At 44.4% G+C, this 18,249-nt stretch carries 16 protein-coding genes and 1 tRNA gene; 3 read left to right on the top strand and 14 right to left on the bottom strand.

What is annotated here, in order from left to right; translation table 11 throughout:
• Positions 1–31: 31 nt before the first annotated feature.
• From IW644_RS14755 to purE, 3 genes are all read right to left on the bottom strand, one after another.
• Positions 32–107, bottom strand: a tRNA-Thr gene (locus IW644_RS14755).
• 60 nt (positions 108–167) lie between these two features.
• Positions 168–1,304, bottom strand: coding sequence for a 5-(carboxyamino)imidazole ribonucleotide synthase (locus tag IW644_RS14750; RefSeq protein WP_269918230.1), 1,137 nt, complete (start codon positions 1,302–1,304; stop codon positions 168–170).
• Complete coding sequence (gene purE / locus IW644_RS14745) at positions 1,301–1,795, bottom strand: 5-(carboxyamino)imidazole ribonucleotide mutase (RefSeq protein ID WP_269918229.1); 495 nt, start codon at positions 1,793–1,795, stop codon at positions 1,301–1,303. Before purE ends, IW644_RS14750 begins: the two co-directional genes overlap by 4 nt.
• 276 nt (positions 1,796–2,071) lie before the next feature.
• Between purE and nhaA the strand changes: the two genes are divergently transcribed.
• Entirely contained in the window at positions 2,072–3,346 is a 1,275-nt protein-coding gene (gene nhaA, locus IW644_RS14740) for a Na+/H+ antiporter NhaA (RefSeq protein ID WP_269918228.1), read from the top strand.
• Here nhaA and IW644_RS14735 read toward each other — a convergent pair.
• The 4 genes from IW644_RS14735 to trxA all read right to left on the bottom strand — a co-directional run bounded on the left by IW644_RS14735 (position 3,308) and on the right by trxA (position 9,532).
• Positions 3,308–6,124 carry an ATP-binding protein gene (locus IW644_RS14735; RefSeq protein ID WP_269918227.1) on the bottom strand — a complete coding sequence of 939 codons (2,817 nt, stop codon included), beginning with the start codon at positions 6,122–6,124 and terminating at the stop codon, positions 3,308–3,310. The two genes, nhaA and IW644_RS14735, sit on opposite strands and share 39 nt — an antisense overlap.
• 22 nt (positions 6,125–6,146) lie before the next feature.
• Entirely contained in the window at positions 6,147–7,442 is a 1,296-nt protein-coding gene (locus tag IW644_RS14730; protein ID WP_269918226.1) for an amidohydrolase, read from the bottom strand.
• Between the two features lie 226 nt (positions 7,443–7,668).
• On the bottom strand, positions 7,669–8,934 hold the full coding sequence (gene rho, locus IW644_RS14725; RefSeq protein ID WP_014948094.1) for a transcription termination factor Rho: 1,266 nt from the start codon (positions 8,932–8,934) through the stop codon (positions 7,669–7,671).
• Between the two features lie 271 nt (positions 8,935–9,205).
• On the bottom strand, positions 9,206–9,532 hold the full coding sequence (gene trxA, locus IW644_RS14720) for a thioredoxin TrxA (RefSeq protein ID WP_118490421.1): 327 nt from the start codon (positions 9,530–9,532) through the stop codon (positions 9,206–9,208).
• Positions 9,533–9,632: 100 nt separating this feature from the next.
• Here trxA and rhlB point away from each other — a divergent pair, with 100 nt between their 5' ends.
• Positions 9,633–10,922, top strand: coding sequence for an ATP-dependent RNA helicase RhlB (gene rhlB, locus IW644_RS14715; protein ID WP_269918225.1), 1,290 nt, complete (start codon positions 9,633–9,635; stop codon positions 10,920–10,922).
• 36 nt (positions 10,923–10,958) lie between these two features.
• The gene (locus IW644_RS14710) at positions 10,959–12,470 is read left to right on the top strand and encodes a Ppx/GppA phosphatase family protein (protein ID WP_269918224.1); all 1,512 of its coding nucleotides are present in this window, start codon (positions 10,959–10,961) and stop codon (positions 12,468–12,470) included.
• A gap of 91 nt (positions 12,471–12,561) precedes the next feature.
• On the opposite strand, the gene hemB is transcribed toward IW644_RS14710, so the two are convergent.
• The 7 genes from hemB to tatA are packed head-to-tail and all read right to left on the bottom strand — an operon-like array spanning position 12,562 to position 18,137.
• A complete protein-coding gene (hemB, locus tag IW644_RS14705) occupies positions 12,562–13,572 on the bottom strand; it encodes a porphobilinogen synthase (protein ID WP_269918223.1) in 1,011 nt (336 codons plus the stop codon).
• Complete coding sequence (locus tag IW644_RS14700) at positions 13,569–15,467, bottom strand: sensor domain-containing diguanylate cyclase (protein WP_269918222.1); 1,899 nt, start codon at positions 15,465–15,467, stop codon at positions 13,569–13,571. Before IW644_RS14700 ends, hemB begins: the two co-directional genes overlap by 4 nt.
• A 12-nt stretch (positions 15,468–15,479) precedes the next feature.
• Positions 15,480–16,256 (bottom strand): TatD family hydrolase, encoded by a 777-nt coding sequence (locus IW644_RS14695; protein ID WP_269918221.1) that lies wholly within the window; start codon positions 16,254–16,256, stop codon positions 15,480–15,482.
• Positions 16,257–16,811, bottom strand: coding sequence for a hypothetical protein (locus IW644_RS14690; RefSeq protein WP_269918220.1), 555 nt, complete (start codon positions 16,809–16,811; stop codon positions 16,257–16,259).
• Positions 16,812–16,836: 25 nt separating this feature from the next.
• Positions 16,837–17,592, bottom strand: coding sequence for a twin-arginine translocase subunit TatC (tatC, locus tag IW644_RS14685; protein WP_179982206.1), 756 nt, complete (start codon positions 17,590–17,592; stop codon positions 16,837–16,839).
• Complete coding sequence (tatB, locus tag IW644_RS14680) at positions 17,593–17,892, bottom strand: Sec-independent protein translocase protein TatB (protein WP_012517066.1); 300 nt, start codon at positions 17,890–17,892, stop codon at positions 17,593–17,595.
• Positions 17,892–18,137 (bottom strand): Sec-independent protein translocase subunit TatA, encoded by a 246-nt coding sequence (gene tatA / locus IW644_RS14675; RefSeq protein ID WP_232091269.1) that lies wholly within the window; start codon positions 18,135–18,137, stop codon positions 17,892–17,894. The genes tatB and tatA overlap by 1 nt, the downstream gene beginning before the upstream one ends.
• Positions 18,138–18,249: the final 112 nt, after the last annotated feature.

The raw sequence follows: 18,249 nt of genomic DNA, 5'->3' as shown, positions 1-18,249 counted from the left end.
TACGTAAGTTTGGCATAGGAAAAAAGAAAAATGGTGCCGACTGCCGGAATCGAACTGGCGACCTACTGATTACAAGTCAGTTGCTCTACCAACTGAGCTAAGTCGGCACACTTTAAAAACCGCTGCCTAGACAGCGGATGCGTATTCTAGCGATAAACGCGTGGGTGTCAACCTTTTAATCGCGTTGCTTCACCAACTAATTTCGGGAAGTACTCAAGTGGTAAATATTTGCTCAATGCCATGAGCTTTTCACCTAAACTTTCATAACTATTAGTGGTGACATTGATGTGCCCCATTTTGCGTTTTTCACGAACAGACTTTCCGTACCAATGCAGGTGGCTTCCATCAATGCTTAGCAGGTCTCGTGAAAAGCTGCTGCAACCAATGATGTTAACCATAGCACTAGGCCCTATGGCCGACGTATCGCCAAGAGGCAAACCGCAAACAGCACGCAAGTGATTCTCAAACTGACTGGTTACAGCGCCTGACTGGCTCCAATGCCCAGAGTTATGTACACGCGGAGCAAGTTCATTGACAAGCAGTTTATCGCCTACTTGGAATAACTCCACTGCCAGCACGCCTATGTAGTCCATGCCTTCAGCTAGTTTCACGAAAATATCGTGAGCTTGAGCCTGAAGAGCATCATCCACACTAGTTGCAGGCGCGACCGAAACATGAAGCTGACCTTGATGATGCAGATTTTCAGCAAGTGGATAGGTTCTCACGTCGCCATTAGCGTTGCGTACACCAATTAATGATAGCTCTCTATCGAATGCCACCATTTTTTCTACCACTAATGGCACGTTTTCTAAGTCCAAGCCTTGTAGCGAGCTTTTTAGTGCTGGCAAATCCGCTTCATCACTTAAACGCCACTGTCCGTAACCGTCGTAGCCATCGCGACTCGCTTTAAGAATAAGTTTGCTACCAAGCTGTTTTACGCAATCATCTAATTGAGCAAGGTCGGTCACTATCTGGTGATCACAGTTTGCTACTTTCATGCTTTCAAGCAGCTTTTTCTCGCGTACGCGGTCGGCACCAACTAGAATACTGTCGATATTCGGCATCAACTTGTTTGTTTTAGCCGCTTCTTCAAGCAATCTTTCAGGGACATGCTCAAACTCTACCGTTAATGCATCGGCATCTTCTAGCGCTTGCGCTAGTGTTGTATCGAGTGGGGTTTTGCTAACTGGATGTACAACGGTATCGTTGTTTACGTCCACAGCTTGAACCTCAATACCTAACGGGCTTCCCGCTAAGTACATCATCTGAGCAAGTTGGCCTGCGCCGTAAACAACTACTCTCATTCATCTAGCTCCAATGTGTTGCTTGAAGCAAGTACTGTCTCAGTCTGAGATTTTCTAAAAGCGATAACGGCTTCACGCACACTCTCGTCTTGCAGCGCAACAACTTGCGCCGCAAGTAGACCCGCATTTGCTGCACCAGCTTCACCAATGGCTAGTGTGCCTACTGCTACGCCTTTCGGCATTTGAACGATAGAAAGCAATGAATCTAACCCGTTGAGCGCTTTTGATTTTACCGGGCAACCAAACACCGGCAGATGAGTGTGTGCGGCAATCATTCCCGGCAAGTGTGCTGCACCGCCCGCGCCAGCAATTATTGCGCTAAAACCTTCATCGGCAGCGCCTTCAGCAAACTCTACTAGCAAGTTAGGTGTACGATGTGCCGACACCACCTTCGCTTCAAATTCAACACCAAACGACTTCAGCATTTTTGCGGCCTGCTGCATGGTAGGCCAGTCTGAAGTTGAACCCATTACAATCGCGACTTTTGCCATCTAGAGATCCTCGGAGTAGGTAAAATGGACAACCTTGGAAAGGCCGCGATTGTAGCTTAAAACCGTTCAAAATCCCACCGTAAATGGCGTGAAATATAGCGCTATAGAGTACGAGCGTGTAAAAGCACTCTACCTTTAAGGGTGATCTATCTAAACTTAATAATCCGTATTAACTATAATTAATTTGTGTAGAAAAACTGCCTTGTAACACGGATTAGCAACCGCGACTCTACAAGCTTTGCGGTGTTAGTAGTTAAATGGCGCAAGAGGTTATTAATGACAGATAAGCATGAACCCGACGTACTTGATGAAGTGATAGAAGAAGTACAGGACGTGGTCTCTGATTTCTTAAACCGCGAGGCGGCTCCCGGTATTTTGCTGATGGCCGCGACAACACTCGCACTCATTATTGCCAACTCCCCACTAGATACACTTTACGACCATTTAATCAGCATGCCAGTTCAAATATCCGCTGGTTCGTGGGCTATCGATAAACCTTTGCTGCTATGGATTAACGATGGCTTGATGGCAGTCTTTTTCTTTCACGTAGGCTTAGAGCTTAAACGTGAAGTGTGTGAAGGTGAACTGGCAAACCCTAAAGATATTATTTTACCCGCTGCTGGTGCAGTTGGCGGCATGGCGTTGCCTGCATTAATTTATGTAGGCATAAACTGGGATAACCCTGTGGCGATTGCAGGGTGGGCGATTCCCGCTGCCACAGACATTGCCTTTGCGTTGGGTATTCTCGCGTTACTGGGTAGCCGAGTACCTACTAGCCTAAAAGTATTTTTGGTTACGTTAGCCATCATCGACGACATCGGCGCTATTGTAATTATTGCTTTGTTTTATACCGACAACATTACAGCTGGCGCGTTGTACGTTGCAGCTGGGTGCTTGTTACTACTGTGGCAAATGAACAAGCGAAATGTAGTGGATATTCCAGCCTATGTTTTTGTAGGCATCATCTTATGGGTAGCTATGCTGAAGTCGGGCGTGCACGCGACGTTAGCCGGAGTGGTATTGGCTAGTTTTATTCCCATGCGGGATCAAAAAGACGCGTCATACTCTCCCGTAACACGACTTGAGCACGGCTTAAATGGTTCTGTAAGTTTTGCCATTTTGCCTCTGTTCGCCTTTGCTAATGCAGGTATTAGTTTTGGGAATATTAGCCCTGAGGGTATTTTCCACCCGGTTACTTTTGGTATTTTTCTTGGCCTTGTTGTAGGTAAACAAATTGGCGTGTTTGGTTTCTGCTATCTAATGGTGAAGCTGAAACTGGCTAAGCTGCCTGACGATTTAAACTTCAAGCATATTTACGGTTGTGCACTACTGTGTGGCGTTGGTTTCACTATGAGCCTGTTCATAGGAGGACTTGCTTTTGAACAAACCGGGATTAATCAAATCTTTGATGAGCGGGTCGGAATTTTAGCGGGCTCTCTTGTGTCTGCGTGCTTGGGCTACATTGTATTGCGACTGGTAAGTGATGCCCCAAGTGATGACACTGACGTAGCCTCAAACGCTAGTAAGCTCACGGGCAATACAGTCAAATAACACTTGCTTGCGTATAGGCTTACTTAAATGCGCATTCATGCCTGCTTCTAAGCAGGCATTTTTATCTTCAACAAATGCGTTGGCCGTTAACGCTATAATTTTAATCTTAGTTTTATTTCTACCTTCTTTGCGGATAAGTGTGGATGCAGTCAGTCCATCCATTATGGGCATCTGACAGTCCATTAAAACTAGGTCGAAATCATGTTTTTTCTCTGCTTGTACAGCATCTCTGCCATTCTTAGTTCGAATACATTTGATGTTCGCTGATTTAAGCATATCCATCACGATATCAGCGTTTATATCGTTATCTTCTGCAAGAAGTACGCGAAGACGGCTGGGGAGTGTTGCTGAGGTCTTAGGTTGCTCCTGCTTATCGCTATTACTCGTAGTGGCCGGAATATGGAAAGTAAAATTAGTCCCCTTGCCCAATTCACTTTCAACGTAGAGCTCGCCGCCGAGCAACTCAACTAGCCCTTTGGATATGGCCAAGCCTAGACCGGTTCCTCCGAAGTGGCGGGTGGTTGATGTGTCAGCTTGTTCAAATTTTTCAAAGATAAGGTGTATTTTTTCAGGAGCGATACCAATGCCGCTATCCTGTATCGAAACTTTAAGTCCTTGGTGCGCGTAACTAACGTCAACCGAAACTTCACCTTCATTGGTAAATTTAATCGCGTTACTAAGAAGATTATTAATAACCTGAGCTACTTTTCCAGCATCAATGTTTAAAGCATCGGGTACATTGTCTCTAATATTAAGCGCAATGTCGTAACCCTTAACCTGCGCTGTATGGCGATAAAGTTCACAGGAAGCAACAAGCAATTCTCGAATGTCACAGCGCTGGATATCACTGAGCATTTTTCCTGATTCAATTTTCGACCAATCCAAAATACTGTTCAAAATAATCAGTAAATTAGTAGCTGAACGAGAAATCGTTTTTGCTCTCACTGCAATATGCTCAGGGAGGTCATTGTCTAACATCAATTCGCACGAGCCAACGATACCGTTCATCGGCGTTCTTATCTCGTGGCTCATATTGGCAAGAAATTGGGTTTTGGCAACGTTAGCAGCTTCAGCTTCTTTTAGCGCTAGCGCCAAATGCTCAGTCTTTTCCTCTATGCGTTTTTCTAAAGACTGGTTTAACTCATTAAGTTCTACGTTTAGCCCCTGCTCTATTTCTCGCGCTTTCTTAAGCTCATCAAAAGCACCTAACAAGCGGGTTTCTAAGCGCATAAACTCATCGCTTAGTGACGATAATTCTTGAATGTGGAGTGCTCTTTGCGGCGCTTTTTTTCCTTGTTGCTGTGTAGGTTCGAAGTCTGCAATATAGCGAATGAGACGGCGAATGGGTGCTCCCACCATTTTCGCTACTACATAGCCTGTAAAGGTCCCGAACGCAGATAAAGCCAGTAATAAAAGTAAATCTTTGAGTAAATAACTACTCATTGATGCCATCAAAAGCCGTTTATCGAAATAATAGCTAACCTTCCAATTGGCGAAAGAAACATTATCAGTAAATCTAAGCCACGTCTTACCTTGAGGACCATTATCAACTTCAATGGCACATTTGGGCTCGCATGAATAAAACGGTGCTTTAGTTAAGGGCTTTAACGCTAACGCTTCTGAGGCGTAAATTACCTCACCCTTTTGATCTTCGATTAACATCGAGAATCCACCGAGACTAAGGCTATCAATAGAATGAAAGCTCTTTAGTGATAATGACCCTTCTACAATACCTTTAGGCGACCCATTACTATCTAAAATAGGCGCAGATAGCGCAACAATGGGGTCGTTACCAAAGCCGCGGCCTTGGAAAACGTTAGATAAAAATGGCGCCCCACTTTGCATTACCTCATAAAAATAAGGCCGATAAGACACATTCGGCCGCCCATTTCGCTTTGCTTTTTCCAACATGCTTGGTGGATAGGCATGCGTAATATCACCATCTTCATTGGCTACCAAAAAGGTTAAAAATTCAGGGTTATGAGAAGCCACAATTTGTAGATTTTTGTCTGCGGTGTTTTCGTCATTTTTTTCCGAACCACTATTAGAAAGTACTTTTGCTGTGGCGGTAATAGCATTTTGATGATGACGTAAAAAATTTGAAAGCTGAAACTCCAGCACTTTAACGCGCTGGGTCATATAACTGTGAATTTGCCGTTCTTGTTGATGCTGAAACAAGCTTACTGACAGATATATCACCGCCATAGAAGCGACAAAGAAGCATCCAGAGAAAAAATACCCGAAGAGAAAGTGAAGCGTGACCCGCTCGGATTTGTACGAAGTTTGCCGCTTCAGACCGTAAATGGCTAAGTACGCGAAATGGCCGATGATTAAGCCAAATACACCGCTGACCCAAGTAACTAAAACACCCGAGAACACCATGTTCACGTTGTCATCATCGAACAGAGAGTGTTCTAACAGCAAAATGGGTAAAAAGACGATAGACCAGAAACCTGCGCCTACTTTGATCACCTGCTTTAGCGATTTATCGTAGCCGAAAAAGCTAAGTACTATTGGCAAAAGAGTGAGACTTTCTTTGCCTACAATGCTGCCTTCGTTTAACCACAGTGGAAGACTAGTTAGCAGTGCGATGGGAATTGAAATAAAAGGGGAAAAGCGAAGAGAGGCGTAAACTGCCGCTCCTATACCAAATGCGGCTATCCCAGTGCTGTCAAAAGGTGGAGAGAGCGCATTTAAACCTGCACCCAGTAGACATACAATTAATGCTTGGAAGGCCAGAGACCATGAAATGGAAAACGAATTACTACCAATTTTCAATACATGTCTCCAGCCGCCAGTATTAGTGTTGCGCCATATAATCTAAAGTAAAGTTAGTAAGTAGCTTCACACCCAGCTTCATTCCCTCATCATCAACATAGAACTCTGGCGTGTGATGAGCGGGGCTGTCTTCTTCAGATACATCTAGCGGCTTACCGCCTACCCAAACGTATAAGCCTGGAACTTGCTCTTGGAAAAATGAAAAGTCTTCTGCTCCGGTTACCGGCTTGGAAAGCAATGTATTTTCTACGCCAGCGGTACGCTGCATGGTAGGTAGCATGGCTTTTGTAAGCTCTGGATCGTTATAGGTAATTGGGTAATAGTAATCTAGTGGTAACGTAAGTTCTGCCTCCGCCCCCATACTCTCTGCAATCGCTTTAACTTTGCGTGGAAGCGACTCGTAAATATGATCGCGAGCGGCTTCGTTAAGAGTACGGATAGTGCCAACCATCTCCACTTCATTTGGAATGATGTTAGAGCGGTTACCACCATGTATTGAGCCAATCGATACCACTGCGGCGTCGTCAATCAGTTTTAATTCACGACTTACAATGGTTTGAATAGACATTATCATTTGCGCAGCAGTAACTACTGGGTCTACGCTTTTCCACGGATAAGCGCCATGCGCTTGTTTACCGTGAATAACAATTTTGAACGGATCTACTGCGGCCATAGTGCCACCGGCGTTATAGCGCACTTTGCCCACATCGGTGTTGGCATTAATATGCAAACCGAAAATAGCGTCAACATCAGGATTTTTTAATACGCCTTCTGCCACCATAACTTCAGCACCGCCTTTTTCTCCAGCGGGGGCGCCCTCTTCTGCAGGCTGAAAAATAAATTTCACTTTACCCTTTAATTCACCCTTTATTTCGGTAAGGATTTTTGCAGCACCCATGAGCATAGCCATATGCGTATCGTGACCACAAGCATGCATCACTGGCACTTCTTTACCATTATATTCGCCTACTTGCGTAGAGCGATATGCTAGGTCGTTTTGCTCTTTGACCGGAAGCCCATCCATATCCGCTCGTAGGGCAACCACGGGGCCAGGCTTGCCAGAATCTAATATTGCTACCACCCCGGTTTTAGCTACACCGGTTTGAACTTGTAAGCCTAAGCTTTTAAGGTAATCAGCCACATACTCAGCGGTTTTGAACTCGCGGTTCGACAGCTCTGGAAACTCATGAAAATGATGGCGCCATTTAATAACGTCTGACTCGACTTTGTTAGCCAGTTCATCAACGTTAACGGGGTTAGCGCTAGCTGTAAAAGAGGCTAGGCCAGCAAATACAAGTGACAGCAATATCCGATTCATATCTCTTATTTCCTTTGATGTTTTTAGACAGAGTAAATCATCTTAAAGGAGAACACACCAATGCTTCTACAATTGCAGCAAAGAATTAGCAGGCACTTGAAAATACCCCATTCGCCCAGCCGTGAATATTAGACGGAAGTATAAGGTAAACCACTAAGTAAACTGGGAAACAAAAAAGGCGCCATGAGGCGCCTTATGTATATATCAACTTATTGCTAAGTCGCGATTAGCTCTTTTGTCTACGCATTGCGTCAAAGAACTCATCGTTAGTCTTGGTCATCGACAGCTTACTGATAAGGAAGTCCATGGCATCAATTTCAGACATTTCGTGAACAATTTTGCGAAGGATCCACATTTTCTGTAGTTCGTCTTGCGCAGTAAGTAGCTCTTCACGACGGGTACCTGAGCGGTTAAAGTCGATAGCTGGGAATACACGTTTTTCCGCAATCTTGCGGTTAAGGTGAAGTTCCATGTTACCTGTACCTTTAAACTCTTCGTAGATAACTTCATCCATCTTAGAGCCGGTATCAATTAGCGCTGTTGCGATAATGGTTAAGCTTCCGCCTTCTTCAACGTTACGTGCAGCACCGAAGAAGCGCTTAGGCTTGTGTAGTGCGTTTGCATCAACACCACCGGTAAGTACTTTACCTGATGAAGGAATTACAGTGTTGTATGCGCGAGCAAGACGGGTAATCGAATCTAGCAAAATAACCACGTCCTTTTTATGTTCTACAAGACGCTTCGCTTTTTCAATTACCATTTCTGCCACTTGTACGTGACGGCTTGCTGGTTCATCGAAGGTCGATGCAACAACTTCCCCCTGAACAAGGCGGTGCATCTCGGTTACTTCTTCCGGTCGCTCGTCGATAAGTAACACCATTAACTCACAGTCTGGGTGATTAGCGGCGATTGACTGGGCGATATTCTGAAGCAGGAGTGTTTTACCGGCTTTAGGCGGTGCAACGATAAGGCCACGCTGACCTTTACCGATTGGCGATGCTAAATCGAGTACACGAGCCGTGATATCTTCCGTTGAACCGTTGCCGCGTTCCATACGCAAGCGGTCTGCTGCGTGAAGCGGTGTAAGGTTTTCGAAAAGGATTTTGTTACGTGAGTTTTCAGGCTTGTCGAAGTTAACTTCGCGAATTTTTAACAGAGCGAAATATCGTTCACTGTCTTTCGGTGGACGAATTTTTCCAGCAATCGTATCACCTGTACGCAAGTTGAAGCGTCGGATTTGGCTTGGCGATACATAGATATCGTCTGGCCCTGCAAGATACGAAGAGTCAGCTGAGCGTAAGAAGCCGAAACCGTCCTGTAAAATTTCTAGTACCCCATCACCAAAGATATCTTCACCGCTTTTTGCGTGTGTCTTTAGGATTGAGAAAATGATGTCTTGTTTTCTGGCGCGCGCCATGTTTTCCAGGCCCATTTCCTCGGCCAGGTTAACCAACTCGCTTATTGGTTTGTTCTTTAATTCAGTTAAATTCATACTGGTGGGTCTTTGTGCTTGAACTTCGCTTACAGGACTTAAAGTCACTCTGTTCTAGTTTAGATTTGATATCACCCGGATGTGGGCGTAAGCAGAATGCTGCTCGGATGAGCGCTGAGGAAAAGTTAGCACTATATTTAATCAACGTCCAGCGTTTTACCACCGAAATGTTAAATAAATTGATATGCCCTTTTCTAAAACAATTCGTAAGTACCTGTGATGCAAATAAAAACCGGCGCTTTATTCGCACCGGCTTTTTATTTTGTTTCAATTACAGATTTTCGTTTAGGAATTCTGTTAATTGAGCTTTTGATAGCGCGCCAACTTTAGTGGCAGCAACGTTACCGTTTTTGAAAAGTAGCAATGTAGGAATACCACGAATACCATATTTAGGTGGAGTTTCGTTATTTTCATCGACATTCAACTTGCCAACTGTTAACTTGCCTTCAAACTCGGTCGCAACTTCTTCTAAGATTGGTGCGATCATTTTACACGGGCCACACCATTCAGCCCAGAAGTCAACCAGTACAGGACCTTCAGCATTGATAACATCTGCTTCGAATTTATCGTCAGATAACTGGATAATTTTGTCGCTCATTCTTTTCTCCATTATTGGTCTGTCGCTGATTTGTCTCAGCCCGACCATAAGTGTTATATAGAAACTGTTTTTTAATGCAAGCACTGATAAGCTATAAGCTATGCCTACTCACTTAACTGATACTCATTTTTCCGACCTGCCGATTAACGGCAAGGTTGTTGACGCCTTAACGGCAGCTAATTTTTCACATTGTACACCAATTCAAGCACTTGCACTGCCTCCATTATTGGAAGGTCACGACATTGCAGGTCAGGCTCAAACAGGAACCGGTAAAACCATTGCCTTTTTGGTGGCTACATTTCACTATTTGCTAAGCAAAGCAGAAAATGCAGATAACAGCAAATCAAATGGCCCACGCGCAATTATTATGGCCCCGACCAGAGAACTCGCCGTTCAAATTTATAACGACGCCAAACTGCTTAGTGAGCATACCGGATTGTCGCTTGGTTTGATTTATGGGGGCGAAGGTTACCAAAGTCAACGTGAAACTTTGGAAGAAGGGGTGGATATTATAATTGGTACGACGGGACGCATTCTTGATTACTATAAACAGAATGTGTTTACTCTGAATAATATTCAGGTTGCCGTACTTGATGAAGCCGACCGCATGTTCGATTTAGGCTTTATTAAAGATATCCGCTTTTTATTCCGCCGTATGCCACCAGCAAGCGACCGCCTAAGCATGCTGTTTTCAGCTACGCTAAGCTATCGCGTACAAGAACTTGCCTATGAGCATATGAATAACCCGACTCATGTTCAGGTTGCTCCGGAACAAACCACGGCTACTCGCGTTTCACAAGAGCTATTTTACCCGTCTGACGATGACAAGATGTTACTTCTTCTTACGCTACTTGAAGAAGAGTGGCCAGAAAAAGCGATTGTTTTCGCCAACACTAAAAATAGCTGTGAGAAAGTCACCGACTGGCTTACCGCTGATGGACATCGCGTAGGCTTACTAAGCGGTGATGTACCGCAGAAAAAGCGCCTAGGGATATTAGAGGGCTTTACCAAGGGTAGCCTTGATATCTTGGTAGCAACTGACGTTGCAGCTCGAGGCCTTCATATCGACGCGGTTACTCACGTATTTAACTATGACCTCCCTGACGATGCGGAAGACTATGTGCACCGAATAGGTCGTACTGGCCGCGCAGGTCAAAGCGGCGTCGCAATTAGTTTTGCATGTGAGAAATACGCACTAAACTTACCTGCTATCGAGCAATACATTCAAAAAGCAATTCCGGTTACCGATTACGACCGCAGCGCCCTGCTTGATGATGTAACGCCGCCCAAGCCACGTAGAAGACGCACGCCCAACAACCGCAACTCTTCACGCCGTGGTAACGGTAGAGGCCGAGGCAAGCCTCAAAACAGAAACAGCAGAGCGCAATAATAAGGCGTAAGGGTAGTTAATAAGAAACGAGATTTTATGCAGGCAGAACTCCAGCACGATGCACAAACCTACGGCGAGTATTATGCCGCCGTAGACTTAGGCTCTAACAGCTTTCACATGGTAATTGTTCACGTTGTTAACGGCAGTGTGCAGATAATAGGGAAAATTAAACAAAAAGTACGTTTAGCCGCTGGCTTAGACGATGACTTTGCACTTGATGATGTGAGCATGGAGCGCGGCTGGCAATGTCTGCAAGTTTTCTCGGAGCGTCTGCAAGATATCCCATCATCTAATATCAAAATAGTCGCTACTGCTACCCTGCGTCTTGCGACCAACGCCCATATTTTCATTCGCAAAGCTGAAGAAATACTTAATCACAAGCTCAACGTGATAAGCGGCGAGGAAGAAGCGCGACAAATTTACCTAGGGGTAGCCTATACGTCAGCTAACCAAGGTAACAGCCTAGTCATTGATATTGGTGGCGCCAGCACCGAAATTATTATCGGTAACGACATGCAGCCTATCCACTTGAAAAGTTTGGATATGGGCTGTGTGACTTTTATGGAGCGTTATTTCACGGGCGGTACCATAACCGAAGAGAACTTCATTAATGCTAAAAAAGCGGCCCATGCATTGATTGATGATGTATCGAGCGCTTTTTTGTGTTTCGACTGGGAAAATTGCTTAGGTGCGTCGGGGACGCCGCAAGCGATTACCGAAATTTTGGTAGCGCAGGGTATCAGCGATGCCATTCGCTTAGATTATCTGTATCACTTGGAAAAGCAGTGCATCGAATGCGGCAGTATTAAAAGCCTTGATATCGACGGATTAGAAGACAACAGAAAAGCTATTTTCCCTTCTGGGTTGGCGATTCTTATCAGCTTGTTTGAAGCGCTGAATATCAAACATATGAATATTTCTGGCGGGGCATTGCGCGAAGGGCTTATCTACGGAATGTTAGATAACGTTACTGAAAACGATAGACGCCAACAAACACTCAACCAAGCAAAGCAACGTTATCACGTTGATAAAAACCACGCTAATTCTGTTCGCCATGTGGCGCTAGCTTTATGCCACCAGCTTTGTGCTCAACAAAATATTTGCCATCTAGATACGGAAACTATTTTAGGGGCCGCTGCACAATTGCATGAAATTGGTCTTCATATTGAATATAAACGCCATCACGAACACGGTGAATATATTTTAAGTCATATCGATTTACCGGGGTTTACTCGCTTGCAACGATCAGCAATTCGCGACCTTGTTGCGCAGCATCGTTTAACGATTGATGCAGAAATTTTTGATAAGTACCACGAAGATTATCGCCCTATGCTAAAAGGCATGCTTCGAGTATTACGCATAGCGGTAGTCTTATGTCTACGCCGCCAGAACAAACATATTCCGGAAGTTTCGCTACAATGTGATGAAAGTAAGTGGACACTTACTTTCCCTGAAGGCTGGTTAAAGTCTCACCCTTTAATTAACGCTGAGTTAGCTAACGAGTGCTGGCTACAGCACAAAGCTGGGTGTGAGCTTGTGTGTAAGTAAATACTCACATATTGATTCTATGATTAAAAAAGCCGTGCTTAGCACGGCTTTTCTTTGGCACACGCATTTCAATGCCACTTAATTTTTATGTCTATTTACCATTTTGCTTTGCTAGCAGCTCTGCTGCTTTAGGTGCAAAATAGGTTAAGATGCCATCCGCCCCAGCGCGTTTAAATGCAAGTAAAGACTCTAAAATTACCGCGTCTTCATTTAGCCAACCATTAGCAAAAGCAGCTTGATGCATGGCGTATTCGCCACTTACTTGGTAGGCAAACGTCGGCACTTTAAATTCGTCTTTGCAGCGTCGTACAACATCTAAATAAGGCATGCCGGGCTTCACCATTACCATGTCTGCGCCCTCTTCTATATCAAGAGCAATTTCATGAAGCGCCTCATCGGTATTTGCAGGGTCCATCTGATAGGTTTTCTTGTTGCCGCCTTTGATGTTTGCGGCAGAGCCGACGGCATCACGGAATGGACCATAGTAAGCCGATGCGTATTTAGCCGAATAAGCCATAATACATGTGTTGATATGGCCTGCTTCTTCAAGTGCCTTACGAATGCTGCCAATGCGGCCATCCATCATGTCAGAAGGCGCCACAATGTCAGCACCAGCATCGGCATGTGACAAAGCTTGTTTGATGAGAACCTCAACGGTTTCGTCGTTCATCACATAACCCGTTTCATCTAGAAGGCCATCTTGTCCATGAGACGTGAAAGGGTCTAATGCAATATCAGACATCAGCATGACTTCAGGGAACGCCTTTTTAAGCGCCCTCATAGCTTGTTGAGCAAGGCCATCAGGATTAAATGCCTCACTGGCACATTCGGTCTTAAGGGACATAGGTGTTACAGGGAAAAGTGCAATAGTTCTAATACCCAATGCTACCCAATTTGCGGCTTCTTGAACCAGCAAATCAATAGAAAGTCTTTCAACACCAGGCATAGAGGGTACGGCTTCCCTTGCGTTATCACCAGGCAACACAAAGACGGGGTAGATTAAATCATCCGTAGTTAGCCTGTGCTCTGCCACAAGCCCTCTTAACGCATCTTTGGCACGCAGTCTACGCATACGACGGAGAGGGAAAGGTGAAGACGTCATAGTTTTTCCTGTAAATGTTTGTGTATTACTGTGTTTCGCCCTGAAGCTTTCGCTTCGTACAGGCAGTCATCAGCATATTTAAATAAACTTTGCGCGTGCTCTTCATCCGCGATAATGGTTGTAGAAACACCTGCGCTGGCGGTTAGCTTAATCATTTGTCCCTCGTATTCAAGTGGACTGTTTTCTAAGCTATGTCGAATATTCTCAGCAACGTGGTATGCGCCGCTTAAGTCGGTATTAGGCAATATAATGGCGAACTCTTCACCACCTATGCGACACAAATCATCTGTTGGGCGATGGATGAGTTTTTGAAAGACATTTGTGACGTGAATTAAACACGCATCTCCGCCGTCGTGTCCGTATTCGTCGTTAATTTTTTTAAAGTGATCCACGTCAACAATGATCAGTGATAAAGGCGTTTGCTCGCGACGGCTGCGCCTTCCCTCCGACCGCAATCGCTTATCAAAGTGGCGGCGGTTATGGGCCCCTGTAAGCGGGTCTATTGCGTTAAGTCTTTCTAGCTCTTGATTCACATCGGAAAGCTCCCGCAGTGTTATTTCTAACTCAAGCGTTCGCTCCTGGACTTTATATTCAAGATCATCTTGGTAGCGCTTTTGCACCTCCAACAAATTTTCCTTAGCGGTATTCGCCTGTTTTTCTTGTTCAAGGGCAAACTGCTGTGCCTCAATTAAGTCGTCACGACTGTGGCTGTAATTAATCGCCAGGATAAGTGCCAATATTAAGGTTTCAACGGTGCCACCTATCACTAACAAGTCATTAGACGAAATAGGTAGCTGAATAATATTCACATTATCTAAACTTGCACACAGCCCGCTAATTAATAGAAAGCCCCAAGCAATTGTAAAATAGCGCGCTACGGCTTCTCGCTTAAGAGACAGCCACACCCCCAGAGCTAGGATAAAAATGACAACAAGGCTTAATACTAAAAGAAACGCTTTTATCATTAGCCAATAAGGCAGAACAAGACCCGCAACAATGCTCAAGCCGCAAACCCAACCAATAGCTTTGGTCACGCTATCGAGTTTGTTACTGTAATTTTTAATGGGCAGAAGACTACGAGTAAATAGCGCCGCAAACATTATAGTAGCGTTTGCAAATACGATAATTGCTTTGCTCTGAAACCAAGTATTTGTGGGCCAAATATATGAAAAGCCATAACCATGAAGCGTCATTAAAATAAACGCTAGATTGATTACATAACCCGAATAAAACAGAAACGACACGTTTTTAGTCGTGACAGTTAAAAACGCGTTACTCACGCCCATTGCTAGCAAAACGCCAAAAAAGATGCCTAATACCAAGTTTCTTGTTGATGTGTATTCTATAAACTCTGTCTCTTCCCAAATACGAATGGGAAGGCGAACGCTGCCCGATGTTTGCAGTTTAATAATGATGCGCTGAGACTGTGCACTGTCAGGTAAGGGGAACAAGGGTTTGACGTGCGCAATGGGTCTATCATCAAAGCTTTGCCCATCGCCGCTAGAGTAAGTCACAATGGGTCTAGTGCCTACTTGGCTATATACCGCTACATCCAGATTATCTAAAAGCGGATAGTCAATATGTAAGAGAAACCGGCTTTGGCTGCTTTTCGTTGGCTCAACTACCATTGAAAACCAGTGCACATCGGTGTTCATTCCTAAATTCACTGGGGACGAGACTTGCGTCCATTCGCTTGTTGGTGTTTGAACAACACTATTGAAATCAAGTGTCGTCCCTTGAGTTTCTTTTAGATAGATTAACTGTGAAAACCGAGGGGACAGGCTTGAGGCTGGTGAAAGGTTAAGCAGAACTATGGCAAATGCTACCACGGCAAGGGCAGTGATAAGAATGAGACCCGCATCATACTTGCGCATCGCTTTTAGATTTGTCTGCATATAAACCTATGTTTAGCTGAGAGAAAACAACTCACAGCTATTAGCATAACTGCTAATACGCAATTTATCAGTGTCAACTTGCAGATATTCGCCTAATTGCTGAGCGATATGAGGCAAAAAAGCGGGTTCATTATTGCGTTTACGCGGACGAAGTGTTTTTGGAAATAAATATGGGGCATCAGTTTCAAGGATAAGCTTGTTCAGCGGGATATGCTTTACAGCATCACGTAAGTCAGCACCGCGCTTATCATCACATACCCACCCTGTGATACCGATATAAAGACCTAATGACACATACGCTTTTACCTGTTCAGCCGTGCCAGTAAAGCAGTGGGCAATTCCCCCTTTCAAACTTGGCATATAATGGGTCAACAAGCTAATCTGCTCGTTAAAGGCATCTCTTTCATGTAAGTACACGGGTAAGTTTAATGACGTAGCTAATTTTAACTGCGCTTCAAAAACCGTTAACTGTACATCTTGAGGAGAAAAATTACGGTTAAAGTCTAACCCGCACTCACCTATAGCCACACACCCTTTATGTTGAGCAAGCTCACGTAAACGGTCATAGTCGCTTTCAGTGACATCTTTCGCGTTATGAGGGTGTACACCGATGGTAAAACAGCACTGATCAGGGTACTTTTTATAAAGCGCTACCGCGGCATCCCACTCATTGGGATGAGTGGTAATGACACACAGTTTATCAACACCGGCGTCTTGCGCACGTTGTATGACTTCTTCGGCGTCAAAACGCTTATCAAGCAGATTGACGCCTGCGTCGAACCAAGACATTTACTTAACGCGTTTTACTTTCATGCGTTTGTTAACACCTTCTACGCTTAAAAAGAATGACCCTAGCAGGCCTCTTTCAATTGATACTTGCTGACCTTCTTCAATCTTCAAGTAAGCACTATCGCTTTGCTGCCACACTGAGCCATCGCTAAACGTAATAATCTTTTTACCTCGAAGAGAGTCTTTAAACGATGCGATAGTGAGTGAGATCTCTGAGGCTTCAGCAGTTAGATCACGTCTATGCTCTAAACCAAATTCATTCTCAGGCTTTTGTACGGTAGTAGGTTCGCTTACAGCAGGGCGTTTATTCGGTTCAGCTTGCACTCTTGGTTTAGCAGCTGATTGCGATTTATACGCTTGCAATTGGCTGACAGATGCATCTGTGCCATCATATTGATTCAGCGATTTAGCAATATTGTCGTAACAAATGAGACGTTTTAAGCTATTGTCTGTGTTGCGGCACTTTTCCATAGCATCAGCTACAGTTTCAGCGTGAACGTTAAGCGCCCCAAAAGCACACAATAATGTGGCAATAGATATCAGTCGAGTTTTCATTCTTATTCCTTGCTCTTTAAAACTTTTATGTATTGTCAGTGACTTCTTCTGACTCTTCTTCTTTTGGCTTTTTACCCGCATAAAAGCCACCTACAATAACGCCGACTTCAAATAGTAACCACATTGGTATCGCTAACAGAGTCTGAGAGATAATATCTGGTGGCGTCAGTAACATGCCTACTACAAAAGCACCTACAACCACATACGGGCGTTTAGCTCTTAGCGACTTGGCATCAGTTACGCCAGTCCAACACATCAGAATTATGGCTATGGGTATCTCGAATGAGACCCCAAATGCGAAGAACAGCTTCAATACGAAATTTAAGTAGCTCGATATATCGGTACTTACCGTTACTCCTTCGGGCGCCACGCTGGTAAAAAATGCGAACGCAATAGGGAATACGACAAAGTAGGCAAAAGCCATACCGGCATAAAATAGTAAGGTACTTGATAAAAGCAGAGGCGCAACAAGGCGTTTTTCATTTCGGTATAAGCCCGGCGCAACAAAGCCCCACACTTGATAAAGCACATAGGGGATAGCTATGAAAAACGACAGCACCAAAGTAAGTTTAAACGGCGCGAAAAAGGGCGATGCAACATCGGTTGCAATCATACTTGAGTTTTCAGGTAGCGTTGCAAGTAAGGGCATTGCTAACAGCTGGTAAAGGTCTTGTGCGAAAGCGGCAAGACACACAAATACAATTAGCACGCTCAAAAGCGCTTTGAGAATACGGCTGCGTAATTCAATTAAATGAGAAATGAGATTGTTAGCGTCAGACATTTATTGCTTTTTATATGGTTCTTGAACCGACTCGGCGGCTTTTTTTAGCTCATCGACACTTTGTTCAAGTTCAGGTGAAAGATCTTTAAGGCCTTGCTGCTCTGCTTTTTTCAAGTTTTCATGCAATTCATGCACACGCAGCTGATGCTCAACTTCTTGCTTAAAGCCCGTTGCTACATTACGCACGCTGCGAATTGTATTTATAGTAGAGCGCATGGCACCTGGCAGTCGTTCGGGCCCTAAAATAAGGAGTGCCAATACGCCTACTACCAATAGCTCCCAAAAGCCGATATCAAACATCAGGATTTTTCTTTAACGTCGCTCTGTGTTTTTGTCGAAACAGGCTCAGCCGCTGACTTTTCTTCAACTTGCTTCTTTTGCTCAAAGTCGGCGTCTTTGTCTTCTTCGCTCACTGCTTTTTTGAAGCCTTTAATTGCGCCGCCTAAGTCAGTGCCGATACCTTTAAGTCGTTTTGTACCAAACAAAAGCACTACGATAACCAGTACGATCAGCAACTGCCAAATACTAATACCACCCATAAAAATAATCTCCATTACATCGTTGTACACAGTATGCCATTGCCCGCCAATGCTTTCACCTGAATATTTACTCGAATGAATAAAGATTGACGTTTTAGCAGCGACAATACATTCTCTG

Origin of the sequence: Alteromonas sp. PRIM-21, assembly GCF_027563165.1 — a bacterium.
Taxonomy (GTDB): domain Bacteria; phylum Pseudomonadota; class Gammaproteobacteria; order Enterobacterales; family Alteromonadaceae; genus Alteromonas; species Alteromonas macleodii_A.
The sequence above is the reverse complement of the archived record's forward strand: the minus strand, read 5'-3'. Positions and strand labels throughout refer to the sequence as shown.

Bases quoted from the DNA above. Each gene is read 5' to 3' on its own strand.
- rho (WP_014948094.1), bottom strand. From the start codon at position 8,934: ATGAATTTAACTGAATTAAAGAACAAACCAATAAGCGAGTTGGTTAAC.
- nhaA (WP_269918228.1), top strand. From the start codon at position 2,072: ATGACAGATAAGCATGAACCCGACGTACTTGATGAAGTGATAGAAGAA.
- IW644_RS14690 (WP_269918220.1), bottom strand. From the start codon at position 16,811: ATGAAAACTCGACTGATATCTATTGCCACATTATTGTGTGCTTTTGGG.
- tatB (WP_012517066.1), bottom strand. From the start codon at position 17,892: ATGTTTGATATCGGCTTTTGGGAGCTATTGGTAGTAGGCGTATTGGCA.
- IW644_RS14730 (WP_269918226.1), bottom strand. From the start codon at position 7,442: ATGAATCGGATATTGCTGTCACTTGTATTTGCTGGCCTAGCCTCTTTT.
- trxA (WP_118490421.1), bottom strand. From the start codon at position 9,532: ATGAGCGACAAAATTATCCAGTTATCTGACGATAAATTCGAAGCAGAT.
- tatC (WP_179982206.1), bottom strand. From the start codon at position 17,592: ATGTCTGACGCTAACAATCTCATTTCTCATTTAATTGAATTACGCAGC.
- IW644_RS14750 (WP_269918230.1), bottom strand. From the start codon at position 1,304: ATGAGAGTAGTTGTTTACGGCGCAGGCCAACTTGCTCAGATGATGTAC.
- hemB (WP_269918223.1), bottom strand. From the start codon at position 13,572: ATGACGTCTTCACCTTTCCCTCTCCGTCGTATGCGTAGACTGCGTGCC.
- IW644_RS14700 (WP_269918222.1), bottom strand. From the start codon at position 15,467: ATGCAGACAAATCTAAAAGCGATGCGCAAGTATGATGCGGGTCTCATT.
- IW644_RS14695 (WP_269918221.1), bottom strand. From the start codon at position 16,256: ATGTCTTGGTTCGACGCAGGCGTCAATCTGCTTGATAAGCGTTTTGAC.
- rhlB (WP_269918225.1), top strand. From the start codon at position 9,633: ATGCCTACTCACTTAACTGATACTCATTTTTCCGACCTGCCGATTAAC.
- purE (WP_269918229.1), bottom strand. From the start codon at position 1,795: ATGGCAAAAGTCGCGATTGTAATGGGTTCAACTTCAGACTGGCCTACC.
- IW644_RS14710 (WP_269918224.1), top strand. From the start codon at position 10,959: ATGCAGGCAGAACTCCAGCACGATGCACAAACCTACGGCGAGTATTAT.